13 protein-coding genes are annotated in these 16,918 nt (G+C 72.4%); 8 read left to right on the top strand and 5 right to left on the bottom strand.

Going from position 1 to position 16,918, the window contains the following annotated elements:
• Nucleotides 1-50 precede the first annotated feature (50 nt).
• Nucleotides 51-647 carry a DUF1707 SHOCT-like domain-containing protein gene (locus ABD331_RS21960; RefSeq protein WP_344477624.1) on the bottom strand — a complete coding sequence of 199 codons (597 nt, stop codon included), beginning with the start codon at nucleotides 645-647 and terminating at the stop codon, nucleotides 51-53.
• A gap of 144 nt (nucleotides 648-791) precedes the next feature.
• Here ABD331_RS21960 and ABD331_RS21955 point away from each other — a divergent pair, with 144 nt between their 5' ends.
• Nucleotides 792-1,061: a GlsB/YeaQ/YmgE family stress response membrane protein gene (locus ABD331_RS21955; protein WP_344477622.1), complete on the top strand. Its 270-nt coding sequence runs from the start codon at nucleotides 792-794 to the stop codon at nucleotides 1,059-1,061.
• A 123-nt stretch (nucleotides 1,062-1,184) separates the two neighbouring features.
• The gene (locus tag ABD331_RS21950; RefSeq protein ID WP_344477620.1) at nucleotides 1,185-2,468 is read left to right on the top strand and encodes a hypothetical protein; all 1,284 of its coding nucleotides are present in this window, start codon (nucleotides 1,185-1,187) and stop codon (nucleotides 2,466-2,468) included.
• Nucleotides 2,469-2,614: 146 nt separating this feature from the next.
• On the opposite strand, the gene ABD331_RS21945 is transcribed toward ABD331_RS21950, so the two are convergent.
• Nucleotides 2,615-3,841 carry an MATE family efflux transporter gene (locus ABD331_RS21945; RefSeq protein ID WP_344477618.1) on the bottom strand — a complete coding sequence of 409 codons (1,227 nt, stop codon included), beginning with the start codon at nucleotides 3,839-3,841 and terminating at the stop codon, nucleotides 2,615-2,617.
• Nucleotides 3,842-4,225: 384 nt separating this feature from the next.
• Between ABD331_RS21945 and ABD331_RS21940 the strand changes: the two genes are divergently transcribed.
• From ABD331_RS21940 to ABD331_RS21930, 3 genes are all read left to right on the top strand, one after another.
• Nucleotides 4,226-5,047 (top strand): oxidoreductase, encoded by an 822-nt coding sequence (locus ABD331_RS21940; RefSeq protein WP_344477616.1) that lies wholly within the window; start codon nucleotides 4,226-4,228, stop codon nucleotides 5,045-5,047.
• Between the two features lie 9 nt (nucleotides 5,048-5,056).
• Nucleotides 5,057-6,598, top strand: coding sequence for an MFS transporter (locus ABD331_RS21935; RefSeq protein WP_344477614.1), 1,542 nt, complete (start codon nucleotides 5,057-5,059; stop codon nucleotides 6,596-6,598).
• Nucleotides 6,599-6,675: 77 nt separating this feature from the next.
• Complete coding sequence (locus ABD331_RS21930) at nucleotides 6,676-9,543, top strand: DUF7507 domain-containing protein (protein ID WP_344477612.1); 2,868 nt, start codon at nucleotides 6,676-6,678, stop codon at nucleotides 9,541-9,543.
• A gap of 103 nt (nucleotides 9,544-9,646) precedes the next feature.
• On the opposite strand, the gene ABD331_RS21925 is transcribed toward ABD331_RS21930, so the two are convergent.
• Together ABD331_RS21925 and ABD331_RS21920 are read right to left on the bottom strand one after the other, a co-directional pair.
• Nucleotides 9,647-10,219, bottom strand: coding sequence for a hypothetical protein (locus ABD331_RS21925; protein ID WP_344477610.1), 573 nt, complete (start codon nucleotides 10,217-10,219; stop codon nucleotides 9,647-9,649).
• Between the two features lie 151 nt (nucleotides 10,220-10,370).
• On the bottom strand, nucleotides 10,371-13,124 hold the full coding sequence (locus ABD331_RS21920; protein ID WP_344477607.1) for a helix-turn-helix transcriptional regulator: 2,754 nt from the start codon (nucleotides 13,122-13,124) through the stop codon (nucleotides 10,371-10,373).
• Nucleotides 13,125-13,319: 195 nt separating this feature from the next.
• Here ABD331_RS21920 and ABD331_RS21915 point away from each other — a divergent pair, with 195 nt between their 5' ends.
• The 3 genes from ABD331_RS21915 (at nucleotide 13,320) to ABD331_RS21905 (ending at nucleotide 16,294) form a co-directional block, all read left to right on the top strand.
• Nucleotides 13,320-14,357 carry an MBL fold metallo-hydrolase gene (locus tag ABD331_RS21915; protein ID WP_344477605.1) on the top strand — a complete coding sequence of 346 codons (1,038 nt, stop codon included), beginning with the start codon at nucleotides 13,320-13,322 and terminating at the stop codon, nucleotides 14,355-14,357.
• Between the two features lie 111 nt (nucleotides 14,358-14,468).
• Nucleotides 14,469-15,962, top strand: coding sequence for a carboxylesterase/lipase family protein (locus ABD331_RS21910; protein ID WP_344477603.1), 1,494 nt, complete (start codon nucleotides 14,469-14,471; stop codon nucleotides 15,960-15,962).
• Nucleotides 15,963-15,973: 11 nt separating this feature from the next.
• Nucleotides 15,974-16,294, top strand: a complete 321-nt coding sequence (locus ABD331_RS21905; protein WP_344477601.1) for a RidA family protein — start codon at nucleotides 15,974-15,976, stop codon at nucleotides 16,292-16,294.
• On the opposite strand, the gene ABD331_RS21900 is transcribed toward ABD331_RS21905, so the two are convergent.
• Nucleotides 16,242-16,859: a TetR/AcrR family transcriptional regulator gene (locus ABD331_RS21900; RefSeq protein ID WP_344477599.1), complete on the bottom strand. Its 618-nt coding sequence runs from the start codon at nucleotides 16,857-16,859 to the stop codon at nucleotides 16,242-16,244. The genes ABD331_RS21905 and ABD331_RS21900 overlap by 53 nt on opposite strands.
• Nucleotides 16,860-16,918 lie beyond the last annotated feature (59 nt).

The raw sequence follows: 16,918 nt of genomic DNA, 5'->3' as shown, positions 1-16,918 counted from the left end.
GGCGGCCAGGCGGGCGCGATCCCGCCGCGGCGCAGCGGACCTGAGGTGCCTCAACGCCCCTGAAGGCGCCGCTGTTTCCGGCGTTCCCAGCTGTTGGGGTGCCGGATGACCACGCCTCCCGCGCCGCCGGAGCCGGAGAGGCGGACCAGCGGTGTCCTGGGCAGGCGCTGCGGCGTGGTCTTGTCCTTGAAGCCACCGAGTCCCGCGTCCATGCGGGACGTCTCCGCGGCCCAGCCGTCCGGGATGATGATCGTGATGCCGGCCATCTGCCCCTGCGCCTCGATCTGGATCTCGGGCAGCCGGCAGTCGGTCTCGGTGAAGTCGAGCTTGACGGCGCCCATGCCGCCGTACACGGTGATGCGTCCGGGCACGTCCCAGCGCCCGGAACGGGTCACGCCGTGCATGCCGCCCTTGAGGACCAGGGGCTCCTGGTTCACCGGGACGTCCGGCGGCAGATCGGCGGTGAGCGGAGCCAGATCGGCGTACGTCTTGGCGTTCAGCGCCAGCCCGAGCCGCACGTCCAGCTCATTGAGGTCGATCCGGCCCTCGGCCGCAGCCGTGTTCAGCCGTTCTACCACTGCTTCGCGCTCGTCATGCGAGACGCGCCACTCGTCACGGCGGACAGGTTCCGAAGGCCCAGCAGACATGTCCCCATGATACGGAGATATCGGGTTCGTCGGCTTGGAGAGAGGCTCAGGTCGAGATGCATGCCCGTGACGGTCCCCGGAACCGTCCGGGCAGTGCGTTCGTTTCCCAGGCAGGCGCACCACTGCGATTCGGGGGTTGCAAAGATGGAGATCACCGGCCTCTTCTCCGGCCTCATCATCGGCGTCGTCATCGGCGCCCTGGGCCGGCTCGTCCTGCCCGGACGGCAGCGCATCCCGGTGTGGCTGACGATCGTCATCGGGGTGGCGGCGGCTCTGATCGGCACCGCGATCGCGGCCTCGCTCGGCGTCGCCGACACCTCCGGCGTCGACTGGGTCGAGCTGGGCATCCAGGTCGCGCTGGCCGCCCTCGGCGTCTCGCTGACGGTCGGCATGTACGGCAGGAAGCGCAAGTAGCGCGAGCACGGCCATGGGGACGGGACTCGTGGCCGTGCCTCCGCCCCGCGGACGACCGCCTCGCGCCGCTGATCGCCGGCCGGCGGAGCTGAACCGTCCGGCGGCGGGCTCCGTCTGACTCGTATGAGCCGGATCCTGCTCGTCGTCGTGCTGCTGGTCCTGGCCGGGTGCGGCGCCCCGGTGGAGCTACCGCGTGTCGCCGAGCCCGGCCGCTCGGTCGAGGAGGTAGCGCACCGGCTGCGCGCGTTCGAGCTGCGCGGGCAGAGCCCGTATCCCGCGGTGGGTGACGTCTTCCAGTTGTGCCTGGGCACGATCGACACCCAGGCGCCCGCCGAGCCGCAGGCGTTCCCCGTCCTGGTCGCTCATCTGAAGACCGACCCGCCCGTCCACGCGCGCTTCATGCTGATGCCGGACGCGTCGCGAGCGGCCGGCCTGGTGGCGCAGGCCGCGGGGACCGCTCGTGGCTGCGCGGGCACGGCGAGCGGCACCCTGGGCGAGGGGATGGACGCGGAGACCACCGTGTCCGCCTTCGAGCGTGGCGGCTGGTCGGGCACGCAGGTCATCACCAGCGGGCGGGCCGGGAGCGACACGGACGACCCGTTCTTCTACAAGCCGTTCACCACTGGACAACTGGTGGCGCACCAGGGCGCGTGGGTCGTCGAGCTGGGGTGGAACCTCAGCGGCAGCTTCGGGTCCCCTGACTCCGGCTGGGCCGAGAAGGGGCTGAAGGTCTCGGAGTCCGTGCTGGCCGTGGCCGACGGCGCCGTGACCGCGCCGCGGCCTCAGGACCTGCTGACCCGGGCGGTCCGCGCCCTGCCCGATCCCGGCGTGTACGGCGAGCGGCTGAAGGTCTGGCCGGAACCCGGCAGGCCGCGCCAGTACCGGGAGCAGGGGGACGGGCCCCCGATGAGCAACGACCTGTCCTGCGGCGCCGCGTCGTCCCGGGAAAACGTTCCCGGGTTCGTGCCGTCCGTGGAGCGCTCGCTGCTCGGCGAGGTCGCCGTGCACGAGATGGTGTCCGTGGCCCGTGACGAGCGGCAGGCCGAGCAGGTACGGCGAGCCTGGCTGCACGAGGAGGACCAGCCGCCGGATCCTTGCCGATACTCCGACCCGGGCTTCGTTCACACCGAGCAGACCGAGGCCGAGGGCATCGCGCCTTCGGTGACGGGCTTCCGGCACGGGGAGTGGACGGGCGAGATCGAGCGGTTCGCCGCCCGCCATCCGGAGGCGACCGCCGCGTCCGGATATCGCGACTCCTATGCCCATGTGGCGGTTGCCGTGCGGAAGGGGGTGATCGCCGTGCATGTGCGGTGGCAGGGGCCGGGAGGGGTGGATCCGCGGCAGGCGTTCACGCGTGGCGAGACGGCACTGAAGCGCACGCTGGACCGGCTGTCAGCGGTCGGCTGAGAAGGGGCCCCAGACAGCGTAGATGCCAGTCGATATGCCCCGATTATCGACCGTGTGCACGGATCCGCTAGCGTTCTCCGCAGCGCATGCGGGCGGGGCCTGCCCGCATGCGCTCACGCCGGACGAGCGCGCCTCGAAGTCGCGTTTCAGCCGGTCGCGACAGCCTCCTGAGCGGCGCCGCCCCTGGCCGACAGTTTCCGTACGTGCCGCACCGCGACGAGCGGCACCGTCACGCCGATCAGGTTGCAGTACGCCACCGCGGCGTAGAAGCCGTCCGCACTGCCGACGGCGGATGCCACCACCGCGCCGACCGCGACGATCAGGCCGAAGTAGACGGCGTTGAGCACGATGGCCAGGAAGCCGCCGCCGGTCTCCTCCATGACGGTCAGCGAGGCGAGCACAGGTCCCTGGACGACGTAGGTGAGCGCCACGGCGCCCAGGTAAGCGCCCGTGGCCGCGACCACCCCGGCGTCGCCGCCCATCAGCCGCGCCAGCGGGTCGTGCAGCGCCCACACCAGCGCCGCGATCGCCACGTAGGTCACGACGGTGACCTCGATGCCACCGCGCATCGACTCACGGATGCGCGGCCATTCGCCCGCGCCGCGCTGCTGGTTGATGGTGATCGCTGTGGCCGTGCCCAGGACCATGCCCGGCAGCAGCACGATGTTCTGCAGCGTGGAAGCGACCGTGAATCCGGCCACGGCGTTCTCCCCGTAGTCGCCGAGGACGCCGATGACCGCGAAGTTGTACGCCGCGAGCACGAAGAAGGACATGGCGATGGGCACGCCGATGCGGCGCAGGTCGGTGAACACCTCGCGCCGCCAGATCCGGACGGCGGGCGGATGCCACAGCTCGGTGCGGCGCAGCAGCACCAGGCCCAGGGCCAGGCCGGTCAGCCCCGCCGCCGCCTCGGCGACGGGCACCGCCGCGATCCCGATGCCGGTACCGAGCCCGAGCCCGGCCACGAGGCCGATCCGCACGCCCGCCGTCCAGATGACCAGGACGGTGGCCTGCCGCACATGCCCATAGCCGCGCAGGCCGGCCGCGCACAACTCCGCGCCGACGGCCAGCAGGCCGGCGGCGCTGGCCCAGCGCAGGAACGAGGTGAACGTGTCCCGCAGCGCGGCGTCCACCTGCCAGAGACAGGCCAGGGACGGAGCCGCGATCGCGAGGACCAGGAACAGGGCCGTGCCGAGGCCGAGCCATACCCTGGCGAGGCTGGCGACGTTCGCCATGACGTCCTGGGGGCGCCCGGCGCCCTTGCTGATCGCGGCGGCGACCTGGCCGCAGACCGCGAAACTCACACTCAGGGCGAGGACGACAAGGCTGACGGGCTGATACAGGGAACGCACATAAATGGCCTCGCCGCCCATGTGCCCGAGAATGGCGACGATTCCGAGCTGGGCAGCGAAATTGAGGGACCCGGCAACAAAAAGCGGAACAGCGAGGCCGGAGATGGTTCGCCACACGCCGCTTCTTTTATGTACGGCCAAGAAAAACATGCGGGCCTCCGGGGAACCGGGCGCGAATTGACCTGTGGGACGATAGCTAAATTCATCAATGAATGTCCATAGAGGTCCGGCCAATTCAGGCCCGGCCAGGCGGTCGCGTGCTGGGCATGGGCCGTGTTGCGCTCAGCTACAAGCTCATTGCACCAATCTAACCCCGTTGACCTGCGGAAACAGCTTCAGCGAGTTGTCGCGTCCCTGGAAGGGAGCCTAGCGTTTCCCAAGAAGACCCAGGAGAAAGGTTCCACGATGAAGAAGGTCGTTCTCATCACCGGCGCCTCAGCCGGCATCGGCAAGGCCACCGCGCTCGAGCTCCTCCGCGCCGGCCACGTCGTCTACGGCGCCGCGCGACGCGTCCCCAGGATGGACGACATCCGCGACGCCGGCGGACACGCCCTGCCCCTGGACGCGCGCCGCCCGGCGGACCTGGAACGCGCCGTCGAGACCGTCGTCGCGGAGCAGGGCCGCATCGACGTCCTGATCAACAACGCGGGCACCGTCCTGCACGGCGCGGCCGAGGACATCCCCCTCGACCTGGCGCGCGACCAGTTCGAGGTGAACGTGTTCGCCCCGGCCAGGCTGACCCAGCTCGTCCTGCCGCACATGCGCGAGCGGGGGTCCGGCACGATCGTCAACGTCTCCTCCATCGGCGGCGAGATCGCGCTGCCGCTCGGCTGCTGGTACTACGCGACCAAGCACGCGCTGGAGGCCTACTCCGACAGCCTGCGGATGGAGGTGGAGCCGTTCGGCATCGACGTCGTGATCATCCAGCCCGGCATCATCAAGACCGGGTTCGAGGACCACACGGCGCAGGACCTGCGCGAGATCTCCGGCGCGACCGCGTACGCGCGGATGGCCGAGGCCATGGCCGAACGCGCCGAGACGCAACTCGGCGAGAACACCCCGGCCAGCGACCCGGGTGTGGTCGCCGCCGCCATCCGCCAGGCCGTCGAAGCGGGCAAACCGGAGACGCGCTACGCGGTGGGCTACATGGCCGACAAGCTCCTTGAGCTCAACAGGACGTTGCCGGACCGCGACTTCGACAAGCTTCTCACCAGCGCCGCGAAGTAAGGCGCCGCGATGTCATCCCAACCCCACCCTCACAGGTGGTGGGCGCTCATCGCGCTCGTGCTCACGTCCCTGGCCGTGGGCTTCGACGTGACCATCCTCAATTTGGCGCTGCCGAGCATGGCCGAGGACCTGCACGCCGGCAACGCGCAGTTGCAGTGGTTCGTCACCGTCTACACCCTGGTCCTGGCCGCCGGCATGATCCCGGCGGGCATGGCGGGCGACCGTTTCGGCCGCAAGAGGACGCTGCTGGCCGCGCTGGTCATCTTCGGGGTCAGCTCGCTGGCCGCCGCCTACGCCCCCTCGACGGGGGTCTTCATCGCGGCGCGGGCCGCGCTGGGCCTGGGCGCGGCGCTCATCATGCCCACGATGCTGGCCCTGATCCCGGCCATGTTCACCGCGCAGGAGCGGCCGAAGGCGATCGGGACGCTGGCGAGCGCCTCGATGCTGGCCTTTCCCGTCGGCCCGCTCCTGGGCGGCTGGCTGCTGAGCCACTTCTGGTGGGGCTCGGTCTTCCTGATCAACATCCCGGTGGTGGTGCTGGCGTTCCTCGCGGTCGCCGTCTGGCTGCCCGAGTCGCCGCGCGAGCGCGGCAGGCGGATCGACGCAGGCGGCTTGGTGCTGTCGAGCGCGGCGCTGACGTCCTTGACGTACGGGCTCATCGAGATCGGCGAACGGGGCTGGACGGACGTCGCCGTGCTCGGCCCCCTGATCGGCGGGACGGCCGCGCTGGTGCTGTTCGTGCTCTGGGAACGGCGGGCCGGCGCGCCGCTGGTGAACCTGTCGCTGTTCGCCGACGCGCGCTTCACCGCCGGCACCGCACTGGCCACGCTCGTCAACTTCACCATGTTCGGCGTGTTGTTCGCGCTGCCGCAGTACTTCCAGGCGAACCTCGGCACGGACGCGATGGGCAGCAGCCTGCGGCTGTTGCCGCTCATCGCCGGAATGCTCGCCGGCATGTCGGCGGCGGCCAGGCTGAGCAGGACGATCGGCCCCAAACGGGCGGCCTGCCTGGGGTTCGTCCTGCTCACCGCGAGCCTGTTCTGGGGCGCTGCCACCAGTACGGGCAGCGGCACCGCGTTCGCCGCCGGGTGGACCGCCCTGTACGGGCTCGGCCTCGGCTGCGTCCTGCCCACCGTCATGGACGCCGCCCTGGGCACCCTGTCCCCCGCCAACGCCGGCGTCGGCGCGGCGGTGAACCAGTCCATCCGCACCCTCGGCGGCAGCTTCGGCGCGGCCGTCCTCGGCTCGATCCTGACCTCCGCCTACCGCGCCGCCGTACCGCCGGAAGCGCGCGAGAGCGTCTTCGCAGGTCTGGCCGCCGCACGCACCACGGGCTCCGCGGCCCTGGCGGGCACGGTCCGCTCCGCCTTCGTCCACGGCCTGGACATCGTCCTGGTCACCAGCGCCGGCCTCGGGCTCCTCGGCGTCCTCGTCGCCCTGGCCTGGCTGCCCGGCACACCGGACCGCCCCCGGCCGGCCCCGTCCCGGCACGCGCGGCAGGGCCACGTCCCGGATCGGCGAAGATCACCGGGATCGACCCCACGCGGTTGAGCATGGGTGTACTCATGCGCCCTCCCGCCCGCCCCCTCAGCCTGAAGATCGGCAGCACCCGACGCAGGGAGCGGAAGATGGGAACCTGGGCGCGATGGGGCAAGGCGCTGGCCGCCGCGTGGCTGGTGGTGGCGGGTCTGACGGCGTTACCGGCCGGGCAGGCAGCGGCGGCGGCGCCGCCGGCCACGCAACCCGTGACGATACGCATCATGTCGGTCGAGTGCGCGTCGGCGTGCGACGGCACCGGCATCGAGTCGTCGGGCATGGGCCCGCCGGACTTCTACGGGGTCCTGTCCATCGGCTCGCGGTCGATGACGACGCCCGTCGTCCCCGACAAGGCGCAGGTGTTCATCCCGCAGGGCTGGACGCTGACCGCCGAGGTGCCGACCTCCTTACCGGAGGTCGAGCTCGTCGTGCAGATCAAGGACGAGGACCCGGACCTGGATCCCAACGGCGACGACGTGGCCGACATCTCGGCCAGGAGCGGCGACACGTCCGCCCGCGTGAAGCTGAACCTGGTGAGCGGGAAGCTGTCCGGTGACCTCACCGACCCGACCGGCTGCACCAGGGGCGGCGGCGACGGCCACCCCGTCCAGGTCTGCTACGACATCCGGCCCTACACCTTCGAGGACGGCGACGGCGACGGCTTCACCGACTACGCCGAGCACCGGGGCCTCGACTTCGACGGCGACGGCACCATCGACCTGCACCTGGAGCAGTGGGCCGACCCGCAGCGGCGCGACCTGTTCGCGGAGATCGACTGGATGACCGGGTTCCAGCCGCAGAGCGGGGTGCTGGCCGCCGTCGAGCGGGTCTTCGCGGACGCCCCCGTCACCAACGAGGCCACCCGCGTACAGGGACTGGCGCTGCACCTGATCGCCGACGAGGAAGTCCCCCACAGCGAGACGCTGCGCCTGGAGAACGACCGCGACGCCAACGTGACCGACTTCGACGACCTGAAGTCGGGCAGAGCCGACCTGACCTGCGCGCACGGCGGCGAGGACGGCCACTTCGGCACGCCCGCCGACCGTTCCAGCCCCGTGTGCGAGCAGATCCTGCTGTACAAGCGGCTGCACTACCGCTACGGCATCTTCGCCGACGGCCTGTACCCGCCGACCGTGCCGGGGCCGAACAACACCACGCTGCCCAACACCGCGTCCGGCCGGGCCGAGCTGGACGACCGCGGCGGCAACGACTTCATGGTCACGCTCGGCAGGCTCGCCAGGAACGTCGATCTGAACGACTTCGGCGGCCGGGCCGCGGTGGAGCAGGCGACGCTGCTGCACGAGCTCGGCCACACCTTCGGCCTGGGGCACGGCGGCCGTACCGACAACGGCCGCGTGGACCGGGTCAACTGCAAGCCCAATTATCTGAGCGTGATGAACTATCCGCTGCAGTTCGCCACCGCGGCGTCGCTGCCGGCGGAGCGGCAGCTCGACCCGAACCGGCCGCTGGACTACCAGCGTCTCGTCAACGTGCAGACGCTGAACGAGGCGGCGCTGGACGAGACGGTCCAGCCGGGCGTGGCGGGCGCGGGCTCGCGGCGCGTCATCTGGGGCGGAAACGGGGCGGGCCGCTGGTTCCACGGCCCGGCCAACGAGCGGCTCAACTGGAAGATCGACTCTCTGCCCGGCGGCGGCCCCAAGCTGGAGCCGTCGGTCGCCGTCGATCTCAACCACCTCACCATGTTCAAGGAGTGCGACGAGGCGTCCCCGAACCAGGAGCTGGTCAGCCGCTCCGACTGGGACCGTCTCGTGTACGACTTCAGCGGCAGCCCGCTGTTCTCCGACGGCGTGCACGGCACGTTCCCCGAGGAGATCGACGCCGTGGACCTGCGGCGGCTCGCCACGGCCGACCTGAACGTGACCAAGACCGTCGACAAGCGCGACGCCCTGCCCGGCGACGAGCTCACCTACACGATCACCGCGGGCAACGCCGGGCCCGCCACCGCGACCGCCGTCTCCGTCACCGACACGCCGCCCACCGGCCAGGACGTCACCCGTACCCTGCCCGACCTGCCCGCGGACGGGCGCGCCGAGCAGCAGGTGACCTACACCGTGCCGTGCGCGGTCACCGACGGCCAGGTGCTGACCAACCGGGTGAAGGTCACCGGAAAGGACGCCGCTGGACAGCCGGAGCCCGACTGGATGCTGGCCGACAACACCGCCACCGCGGACACCACCGCCCACACCCCCCGCGTGGCGCTCGCCGTGGAGGGCACCCCGTCCGCCGGCGCGGGCGAGACGCTCACCTACACCGTCACCTACCGCAACACCGGCTCCGCCCCGGCGACCGGCGTGGTCCTCACGCTGGACGCGCCCGACGGCGTCTCGCCGCGCACGCTGCGCCAGGAGGTGGGGACGGTGGCGGCCGGCGGCTCGGGCACCGCGCGGTTCTCCGTCCGCACGAGCCTGCTGACCGCGGGCGGGACCTCCGTCGCCGTGACGGCCTCGGCCGCGTACGGCGGGGCGGGCGGTTGCGCCTACCCGGCCGCGAGCGCCACCGCCACCAGCACCGTCACCGAGCAGCCGCCCGGCCGCGACCCGCAGATCCCCGCGCTGTGGCTGCTGCGCGCCGGCAGCCTGCCGGCCGAGCTGCTGGCCCGCGTCCAGGCCACCGACGCCCGCTTCGACGGCGCCGACGGCTCGGCCCCCGACGGGGTGCTGAAGGCGGCAGAGGTACGCCGGGTGCTGCTGAACCCGGTGGCGCCGCTGCGGTCCGAGCTGCTGACCGTCTACCTCAACCTGGGGGAACGGCGGGTCAACGCCGCCACCCGCATCGAGTCGCTGATCGCGGCCAAGCTGGGCACGGCGACGGTCGCCGCGGCCGCCAGGCACGGCCAGGCGACGCTGGCCCTGCCGGGCACGCCCGCCAACCTGCCCGCCTACGCCACGGCCGAGACGCTGCTGGCCTCGATCAACCTCAACCTCAGCCCGCGCTACTGATGCCGGCGTGAAGGGGAACCAGGCCGCCGGGCCGGCTCGCCGGGGTCGTCGCGGGTGCAGGCGCCGCACAGGCGGCGACCGTGACCGAGCAGCGCCACCGCGTTCACCTGCTCTCCCGCTCCGCCATGAGCTCGGCGGGCTCGTCGATCTCCCACGGCCGGGGCCACTGGCCGGAGGGCGGCGGCGGACCGGCGATGCCGAGATCGCGGCGGGCGCTGGCGTAGAAGGCGTCGCGGGCGCGGCTCACCGCGCTCACGGCGCTCACCCAGCCGTCCGGGTCACTGCGCATGCCCTTGGCGTAGAGCTCGACGTTCCAGACCGCTTCGTGCCAGGTGCGGGCCGCGGCCACCGTTGCCGCGTCGCCCACCAGCAGCACCGACTCCCACTCGGCGGCCCGGTTGGTCTCGGCCTCGTCGAGCTGGGCCAGCCCCTCCTCGATGTCCATCGGGTTGCCGGTGCGGGGTAAGCCGCGGGCGGCTCCGATGCGCTGGGCGAGGTGGATCTGGATCTTCAGGAGGTGGGCGTAGCGGGCGTAGCTGTGGAAGCGCTCGTTGTCCCATCGCTCGGTTCTCGCGCGGCGCCAGCGGCCGCGTTCGGTGAGGCTGGAGGCGGCGTAGGAGCCGACCGCGCCGACGACGACGCCTAGGAGAGCGGGTAGCTGGTCGACGAAGGGCATCGGTTTCTCCTGTGGTCAGGCAAGTTGTCTTTTTTACGCGGCCCGTGGGTGCCGGGCTGGACCACGTACGCCACAACAACATCAACGCCGGACGGGCAGGCCAGGTTTCTCACCGGCGGATGTCGCGATTCCCCCAGGTGAAGTTCACGGCTCACGCACGAGGCGTAAGGACCGCGCGCACCTCGGCCGGCGCGTGGTCACCGGGCAGGGCGCCTTCGATGACGTCGCGGAGCTGCGACCGGGCCGTGATCCCCAGCTTGGGGAACACCCGGTAGAGGTGGGAGCCGACGGTACGCGGTGAGAGGTAGAGCCGGTCCCCGATCTCCCGGTTCGTCAGGCCGCGCGCCGCGAGCCGGACGATCTGCTGTTGCTGCGGGCTGAGTTCGGTGAGGGCGCCGGGCACCACGCCGGCGGCGGCCTCGATGCCGGCGGCGCGCAGCTCTGATTGCGCCCGCTCGATCCAGGGCCGCGCGCCGAGCCGCTGGAAGGTCTCGAGTGCCGTGGTCAGCAGCGGGCGGGCCTCGGCGATGCGCCGCTGCCTCCTGAGCCACTCGCCATGGTCGAGCAGGGTCTGTGCCCGTTCGAACGGCCACTGCTCCCCCGCGTCGTCCGCGAGCGCCGCCTGGAAGTACGGTTCCGCCTGGCCGGGGTCGGCGAGCAGGGCGCGGCCCCGGTCGAGCAGTGCGGCGATCCGCGCCGACATGCCCGTGCCGAGGCGGCGCGCCGCTCGTTCCAGCAGTGCGGCGGCGTCCTCCTGCCGACCCTTGCGGACGGCCGCCGCGGCGAGTTCGGCCAGGACGGTGTAGGAGACGTGGTAGTGGACCGGCTCGCCGTCGTCGGTGAAGGCGGCGCGGAACTGCGCGTAGGCGGTGTCGTAGTCGCCCTCGGCCACAGCCGCCAGGCCGAGGGCGCGGCGGGCGGAGGCCGCGATGGAGCGGCTCTCCAGCGGATCGACAAGGGCCAGCGCCCGCTCGGCGCCGCGTCGCGCCTCGGCCGCCCGGCCGAGCAGCGCGAGCACCGTCGCGTCGAGCACCTGCGCGCACGCCTCGGCGTGATCCAGCCCGGCCGCCGAGGCCACCGCCGCGATCTCGGCGGCCACCGCGCGGGCCTCCGCCCACCTGCCCTGCTCCAGGTACGTCCAGCCGACGGCGCTGCCCAGGCCGTCCGGCAGCGCGCCGCTCGCCTGCCAGCGGTCGTACGCCTCGTCGAAGGTCTTGGCGGCCAGGGCGGTCTGGTCCAGGATCCAGGCCACGACGGCGAGCGCGGTCAGCAGGGCGGCGTCGCCCTTGGCTCCGGCGATGAGTGCGGGCAGCTCCGGGGTGAGGCGGGCGCCCGCGCCGTGGGGGTCGGAGACGGCCTGCACCCAGGCGCGCAGGGCGTCCCTGACGGTGGGGTCCGGCAGGGCGGGGAGCAGGGTCTCTAGCTGCTGCCGCTGGGACTCCTCGCCCGAGTAGTAGCGAACCACCGCCGCCGCGGCGAGCGCGTCCATGACACGGGACGAGTGGGTGGCCGCCTCCTTCGCGATGCGGGTCAGTGAGGCGAAGGCCGCCGCGTGGTTCCTGCGCAGGGCCATGAGCTGCCCCGCGGCCAGCGAGGCCCTGCTGATGAGGGCCGGGTCGTCGCTGTGCTCGCGCACCTCGGCGGCCAGCCGTTCCACCCAGCCGAGCTGACCGGTGAGGACGGCCAGGCCGGCGGCCTCCGCCAGCAGCCGCGCCCGATCGGCACGGCGCGGGCTCAGCTCAGCGGCACGCTCCAGGGCGGCGGCGGCAGCGGCGTACCCGCCCCGGCGCCGCGCCCGGTCGGCCGTCTGCCGCAGGGCGTCCGACACGGACGAGTCGGGACGGGTGGTGGCGGCGGCGAGGTGCCAGGCGCGGCGGTCGGGCTCCTCGCTCAGTGCCGCGAGCGCGAGATGCGCCTGCCTGCGTTCCTCGAAGGAGGCCGCGTGGTAGACGGCCGAGCGGATGAGCGGGTGGCGGAAGGAGATCCGGACGCCGTCCTGGCGTACGAGACCGGCCCGCTCCGCGGGAACCCACGCCTGGTCCCCGGCCTCGGGGAGGCCGCGTGAGGCCGTCGGCGCGTCCGCCGGATCGGCGGCGGCGAGCAGCACCAGAGAGCGGCGGGTCGGCTCCGGCAGGAACCGCGCCTGCTCCGCGAAGATCCGCTCCAGCCGGTCGGTGAGCGGCAGCGGGCTCTCCACGCCGCTGCCGCCGGAGTGCCGGGCCACGCCGGCGCGGGCGAACTCGATCAGGGCCAGCGGGTTGCCGGCCGCCTCTTGCAGGATGCGCACCCGGGCCCGGCCGGTGGGCGGCGCCGGTTGCCGGTCGAGCAGCCGGTTGGCCGCCTCCGCGCTCAGCGGGACGAGCTCCAGGCGCTCGTACCCCTTGTCGAGCCCCGGGAGCGGGGCGTCGGCGCGCACGCCCACCAGCAGCGTGACGGGTTCGCCGTCCAGGCGCCGGGCCACGAAGGACAGGACGTCCAGCGACGCGCGGTCGATCCACTGGGCGTCGTCGACCACCACGAGCAGCGGCGCCAGGTCCGAGACGAGGGTGAGAACGGCCGAACCGACGAGCATGCCGTCGGGGGCCTCGGTCGTTTCGTCCAGCCCGAGTACGGTCCGGAGCGCGGAGCGCTGCCGGGGCGGCAGGCCGTCCAGTTCGCCGAGCACCGGGCGGAGCAGTTGGTGCAGGCCCGCGAACCCGAGGCGCGACTCGGACTCGCTGCCGACCGCCCGCAGCACCCGTTCGCCCTGGCGCCGCGCGTGGCCGATCGCGAGGTCGAGCAGCGCGCTCTTGCCGGTGCCCGGGTCGCCCGTGAGAATCAGCACCTCTGCGCGGGATCGGTCAGTTGCGAGCCGGCGCGTGATTTCCGCGGTCTCGATTTCCCGGCCCACTGTCGGCCTTTCCACTCTTTACCACCACGCAATTGTCCCGGGCAATTCAATGGGCCTGCAACGCGTGCGCCACCCGGGATATTCCGACGGCCCTGACCTGCCGGGATCGAGGTGCAGTCGGGTGACTGATACCGGTCGGCGCCCGCGATCCGCACGATGGTGGGTACCCGGCCTGTCACGGTCCGGGCGTTACCCGATCGGAGTGCATAAATGGACAGCGTGCAGCCTTCACTGAGCCGGCGCGGCTTCGCCGGAATCGCAGCGGGCATCGGCGCCGCCGGGCTGCTGGGCAGTGCGGCGGCCCGGCCCGCCGACGCCGCCGCGACCCTCGGGAGCCGGACCAGCGTCGAGACGATCCGGCTGGGCAAGGTCACCGTCACCCGCGTCGTGGAGTACAGCGGCCCCGTCGGCCTGACGTCGCGCCAGTTCTTCCCCGGCAGCCCCGAGGAGCTGTGGCAGGAGAACAAGAGCTGGCTGAGCCCCGACTTCTGGAAGCCGGGCACCGACATGGTCAACTCCGCGCTGCAGACCTGGGTGCTGCGCAGCGAGGGCAGGACGATCCTGATCGACACCGGCGCGGGGAACGACAAGTTCCGTCCGTACGCCAAGCAGTGGCAGTACATGGACACCGGCTTCCTGCGCCGGCTGTCCCGCGCGGGCGTCCGGCCGCAGGACGTGGACGTCGTCGTCAACACCCACCTGCACAACGACCACGTCGGCTGGAACACCCGGCGCGAGGGCCGCGACTGGGTGCCTGCCTTCCCCAACGCCACCTACCTGATCCCGAAGGTCGAGTTCGACTTCTGGAACCCCGAGGGCCCTGTGCGGCCGAAGTACTGGCAGGGCAACCAGAACGTCTGGGAGGACAGCGTGCTCCCGGTGCGCGAGGCGGGCCTGGTGAAGCTGTGGGAGGGCTCGTACACCCTCGACTCCAGCCTGAGGCTGGACCTCGCCGCCGGGCACACGCCCGGCTCGTCCGTGATCCGGCTGGAGTCGGGCACCGACAGAGCGGTGTTCATCGGCGACCTGCTTCACACGCCGCTGCAGCTCGAACACCCCGAGTTCAACAGTTGCTTCGAGGAGGACGAGAAGCAGGCGCTCGCGACGCGGCGCCGCGAGCTGGAGTGGGCGGCCGACCACAAGGCCCTTGTCCTGCCCGCGCACCTTCCCGGCCACGGCGCGGCCGAGGTGGAGCGCAGCGGCGGCAACTTCAAGATCAAGAGCTGGGCGGGTTTCAGCCGCATCTGACCGGCGCTGGAGTCCTTGCGCAGGGCCTGCCTGCCGCGGTTCGCCGTCAAGGGCTGGGCGCCCTTCGTCCCGTACACCGAGCAGGCCTGAACCCTGCGGAAAGGCACCACCGTGAACCACCACCCCGGCCCCGTCGTCACCACCGCGCAGGGAGCCGTCCGCGGCCTGCGCCGAGGCGCGGTGAGCACCTTCGTGAACATCCCGTACGCCGCCCCGCCCCGCGGCGCGGGCCGTTTCGCGGCGCCGCGTCCGCACGAGCCGTGGGACGGCGTGCGGGACGCCACGGCGCCCGGCCCCAACGCGCCGCAGTCCGCACGCACGCTGGGGACGGTGGACATGTCCCCCTACTTCGGCGCCGGTTGGAGCCGCGGGGAGGACTACCTCACCGTCAACGTCCACGCGCCCGCCGAGGGCGGCGGCGGGCTGCCTGTCATGGTGTTCGTTCACGGCGGCGGGTTCGTCGCCGGCTCGACGCGGTCCACGCTGTACGACGGCTCGGCGTTCGCCCGCGACGGCGTCGTCCTGGTCACCCTCAACTACCGGCTCGGCATCGCCGGGTTCCTCGACCTCCCGGGGGCGCCCGCCAACCGCGGCCTGCTGGACGTGGTCGCCGCGCTGCGCTGGGTGCGGGAGAACGTCGCCGCCTTCGGCGGTGACCCGGGCAACGTCACCCTCTTCGGCCAGTCGGCCGGGGCGACCATCGTCGGCGGCGTCCTCGCCAACCCCGGCGCCGACGGGCTGTTCCGGCGGGCGATCGTGCAGAGCGGCGGCGGCCTTGGCGCGTTCACCGCCGAGCAGGCCGCCCGTGTCACCAAGGCGGCGGCCGAGGCTCTGGGCGTCGAGCCCGATGCCGGCGCGTTCGCGGACGTCTCCGACGAGCGCCTGGTCGAGGCCGCCTCCCGGCTCGCGGGTCTCGACCTGCGGACCGCGACGCACCGCGACCCGCTGATCGGGCTCAGCCCGTTCAGCCTCGTCCTCGACACCCAGCCCGCCGCATCCGTCGCCGCCGGCCTGGGCTCGGGCGTCGATCTGCTCGTCGGCACCAACGCCGAAGAAGGCAACCTGTACCTGGTTCCGGTGGGCAGGTACGCCACCTCGACGGCCGCCGACGTCCACGAGGCGGCGGCGCGCTCCCACCCCGATCCGGCGCGGCTCGTCGAGGCCTACCGCGCGTCGCGCCCCGGCGCGTCGTCCGCCGAACTGCGCTCCGCCATCATGGGCGACGCCCTGTTCGGCGCGGGCAGCCGCGCCCTGGCCGGCGCGCACGCCGCCCATCCCGGCTCGGGCACCTACGCCTACGAGTTCGCCTGGCGCTCGCAGGCCCTGGGCGGAGAGCTCGGCGCCACCCACGCGGTCGAGCTGCCCTTCGTCTTCGACGTGGCGGATCGTCCCGAGCTGAACGGCCCTAACGCCATGCTCGGCCCCGGCAAGGCCCCCGCGGAACTCGCCGCCCGCGTCCACGAGACCTGGATCCGGTTCGCCAGGACCGGTGATCCCGGCTGGGAGCCGTACGACGCCGAGCGCAGGGCGACCATGCGCATCGACACGGAGTGGACCCAGGTCGACGACCCCCGCGCCCAGGAACGCCAGGCCTGGAACCTCTGAAAGGGAACACCATGAGCAGAACCGTCATCACCACCGGGAACCCGGCGGCCCCGCTGTCCCAGGCCGTCCGCAAGGGCCCCGTCCTGCAGGTCTCCGGACAGCTCCCCCTCGATCCGGACACCGGCGAGGTCGCCGGCGCCACGGTCGCCGAGCAGACCGCGCAGTACGCGGCGGCTGTCGGCGAGCCCTTCCCCGCCCGCACCACCGTCTACATGGGGCTTCCGCCGGGGCTGCTCGGAGGTGCGGACTGTGAACGATCGGCCATACCCCGCCGCCGTACTAGGGGGCGATGTTCTGCCATCCGCGTTCGAGGAGGTCGAAGACGCGGGTGAGGGCCTGGTGGGTGCCGGGCCGGCCGCGGACGGCGCTGGGCGCTTCGAGCGCGAAGTGGGCCAGGGCGGTGCAGGCCGGGTCGTCCGCGGGCAGGCCGCTCTCCTCGGCGATGACCCGCGCGAGTGCGGCGGTGTGGCGCAGCCAGGCGGCCTGGTGGTAGTCGCGCAGCGCGGGGGTGCTGTCGACCAGTTCGAGGAAGGCGGCGAAGTCGGGATCGCCGGTGCCCGCGAGACGGCGGTGGCGCAGGGCGTGCTCGCGCAGGGCGGCCGGGATCGACTGGCCTGGAGGACGATCGCGCACCGCCGACAGCAGGCGGGCCTCGCCGGCGGCTTCCTCGTCGAAGACGAGGGCTTCCTTGACGGGGAAGTGCTTGAACAGCGTGGTGGTGGACACGTCGGCGGCGTCGGCGATCTCGCGGATGCCCACGTCGTCGTAGCCGCGTTCCAGGAACAGGCGCAGGGCGGCGTCGGCGATGGCCTGGCGGGTGGCGGCCTTCTTGCGCTCGCGGCGGCCCATGGCGGGCGGCGCCTGCTCCGCGGATGCGACTTCACTGTCATCGAGCATAAAAGCAGACTACACCACTTGTTGTACGGCTTCAAAAGTTGAGTTGTTGCACTTTTTGA

Source organism: Nonomuraea monospora (assembly GCF_039531895.1).
GTDB lineage: Bacteria > Actinomycetota > Actinomycetes > Streptosporangiales > Streptosporangiaceae > Nonomuraea > Nonomuraea monospora.
The sequence above is the reverse complement of the archived record's forward strand: the minus strand, read 5'-3'. Positions and strand labels throughout refer to the sequence as shown.

Coding starts and splice junctions, on each gene's coding strand:
- ABD331_RS21960 (WP_344477624.1), bottom strand. CDS start 647: ATGTCTGCTGGGCCTTCGGAACCTGTCCGCCGTGACGAGTGGCGCGTC.
- ABD331_RS21955 (WP_344477622.1), top strand. CDS start 792: ATGGAGATCACCGGCCTCTTCTCCGGCCTCATCATCGGCGTCGTCATC.
- ABD331_RS21950 (WP_344477620.1), top strand. CDS start 1,185: ATGAGCCGGATCCTGCTCGTCGTCGTGCTGCTGGTCCTGGCCGGGTGC.
- ABD331_RS21945 (WP_344477618.1), bottom strand. CDS start 3,841: ATGGGCGGCGAGGCCATTTATGTGCGTTCCCTGTATCAGCCCGTCAGC.
- ABD331_RS21940 (WP_344477616.1), top strand. CDS start 4,226: ATGAAGAAGGTCGTTCTCATCACCGGCGCCTCAGCCGGCATCGGCAAG.
- ABD331_RS21935 (WP_344477614.1), top strand. CDS start 5,057: ATGTCATCCCAACCCCACCCTCACAGGTGGTGGGCGCTCATCGCGCTC.
- ABD331_RS21930 (WP_344477612.1), top strand. CDS start 6,676: ATGGGAACCTGGGCGCGATGGGGCAAGGCGCTGGCCGCCGCGTGGCTG.
- ABD331_RS21925 (WP_344477610.1), bottom strand. CDS start 10,219: ATGCCCTTCGTCGACCAGCTACCCGCTCTCCTAGGCGTCGTCGTCGGC.
- ABD331_RS21915 (WP_344477605.1), top strand. CDS start 13,320: ATGGACAGCGTGCAGCCTTCACTGAGCCGGCGCGGCTTCGCCGGAATC.
- ABD331_RS21905 (WP_344477601.1), top strand. CDS start 15,974: ATGAGCAGAACCGTCATCACCACCGGGAACCCGGCGGCCCCGCTGTCC.
- ABD331_RS21900 (WP_344477599.1), bottom strand. CDS start 16,859: ATGCTCGATGACAGTGAAGTCGCATCCGCGGAGCAGGCGCCGCCCGCC.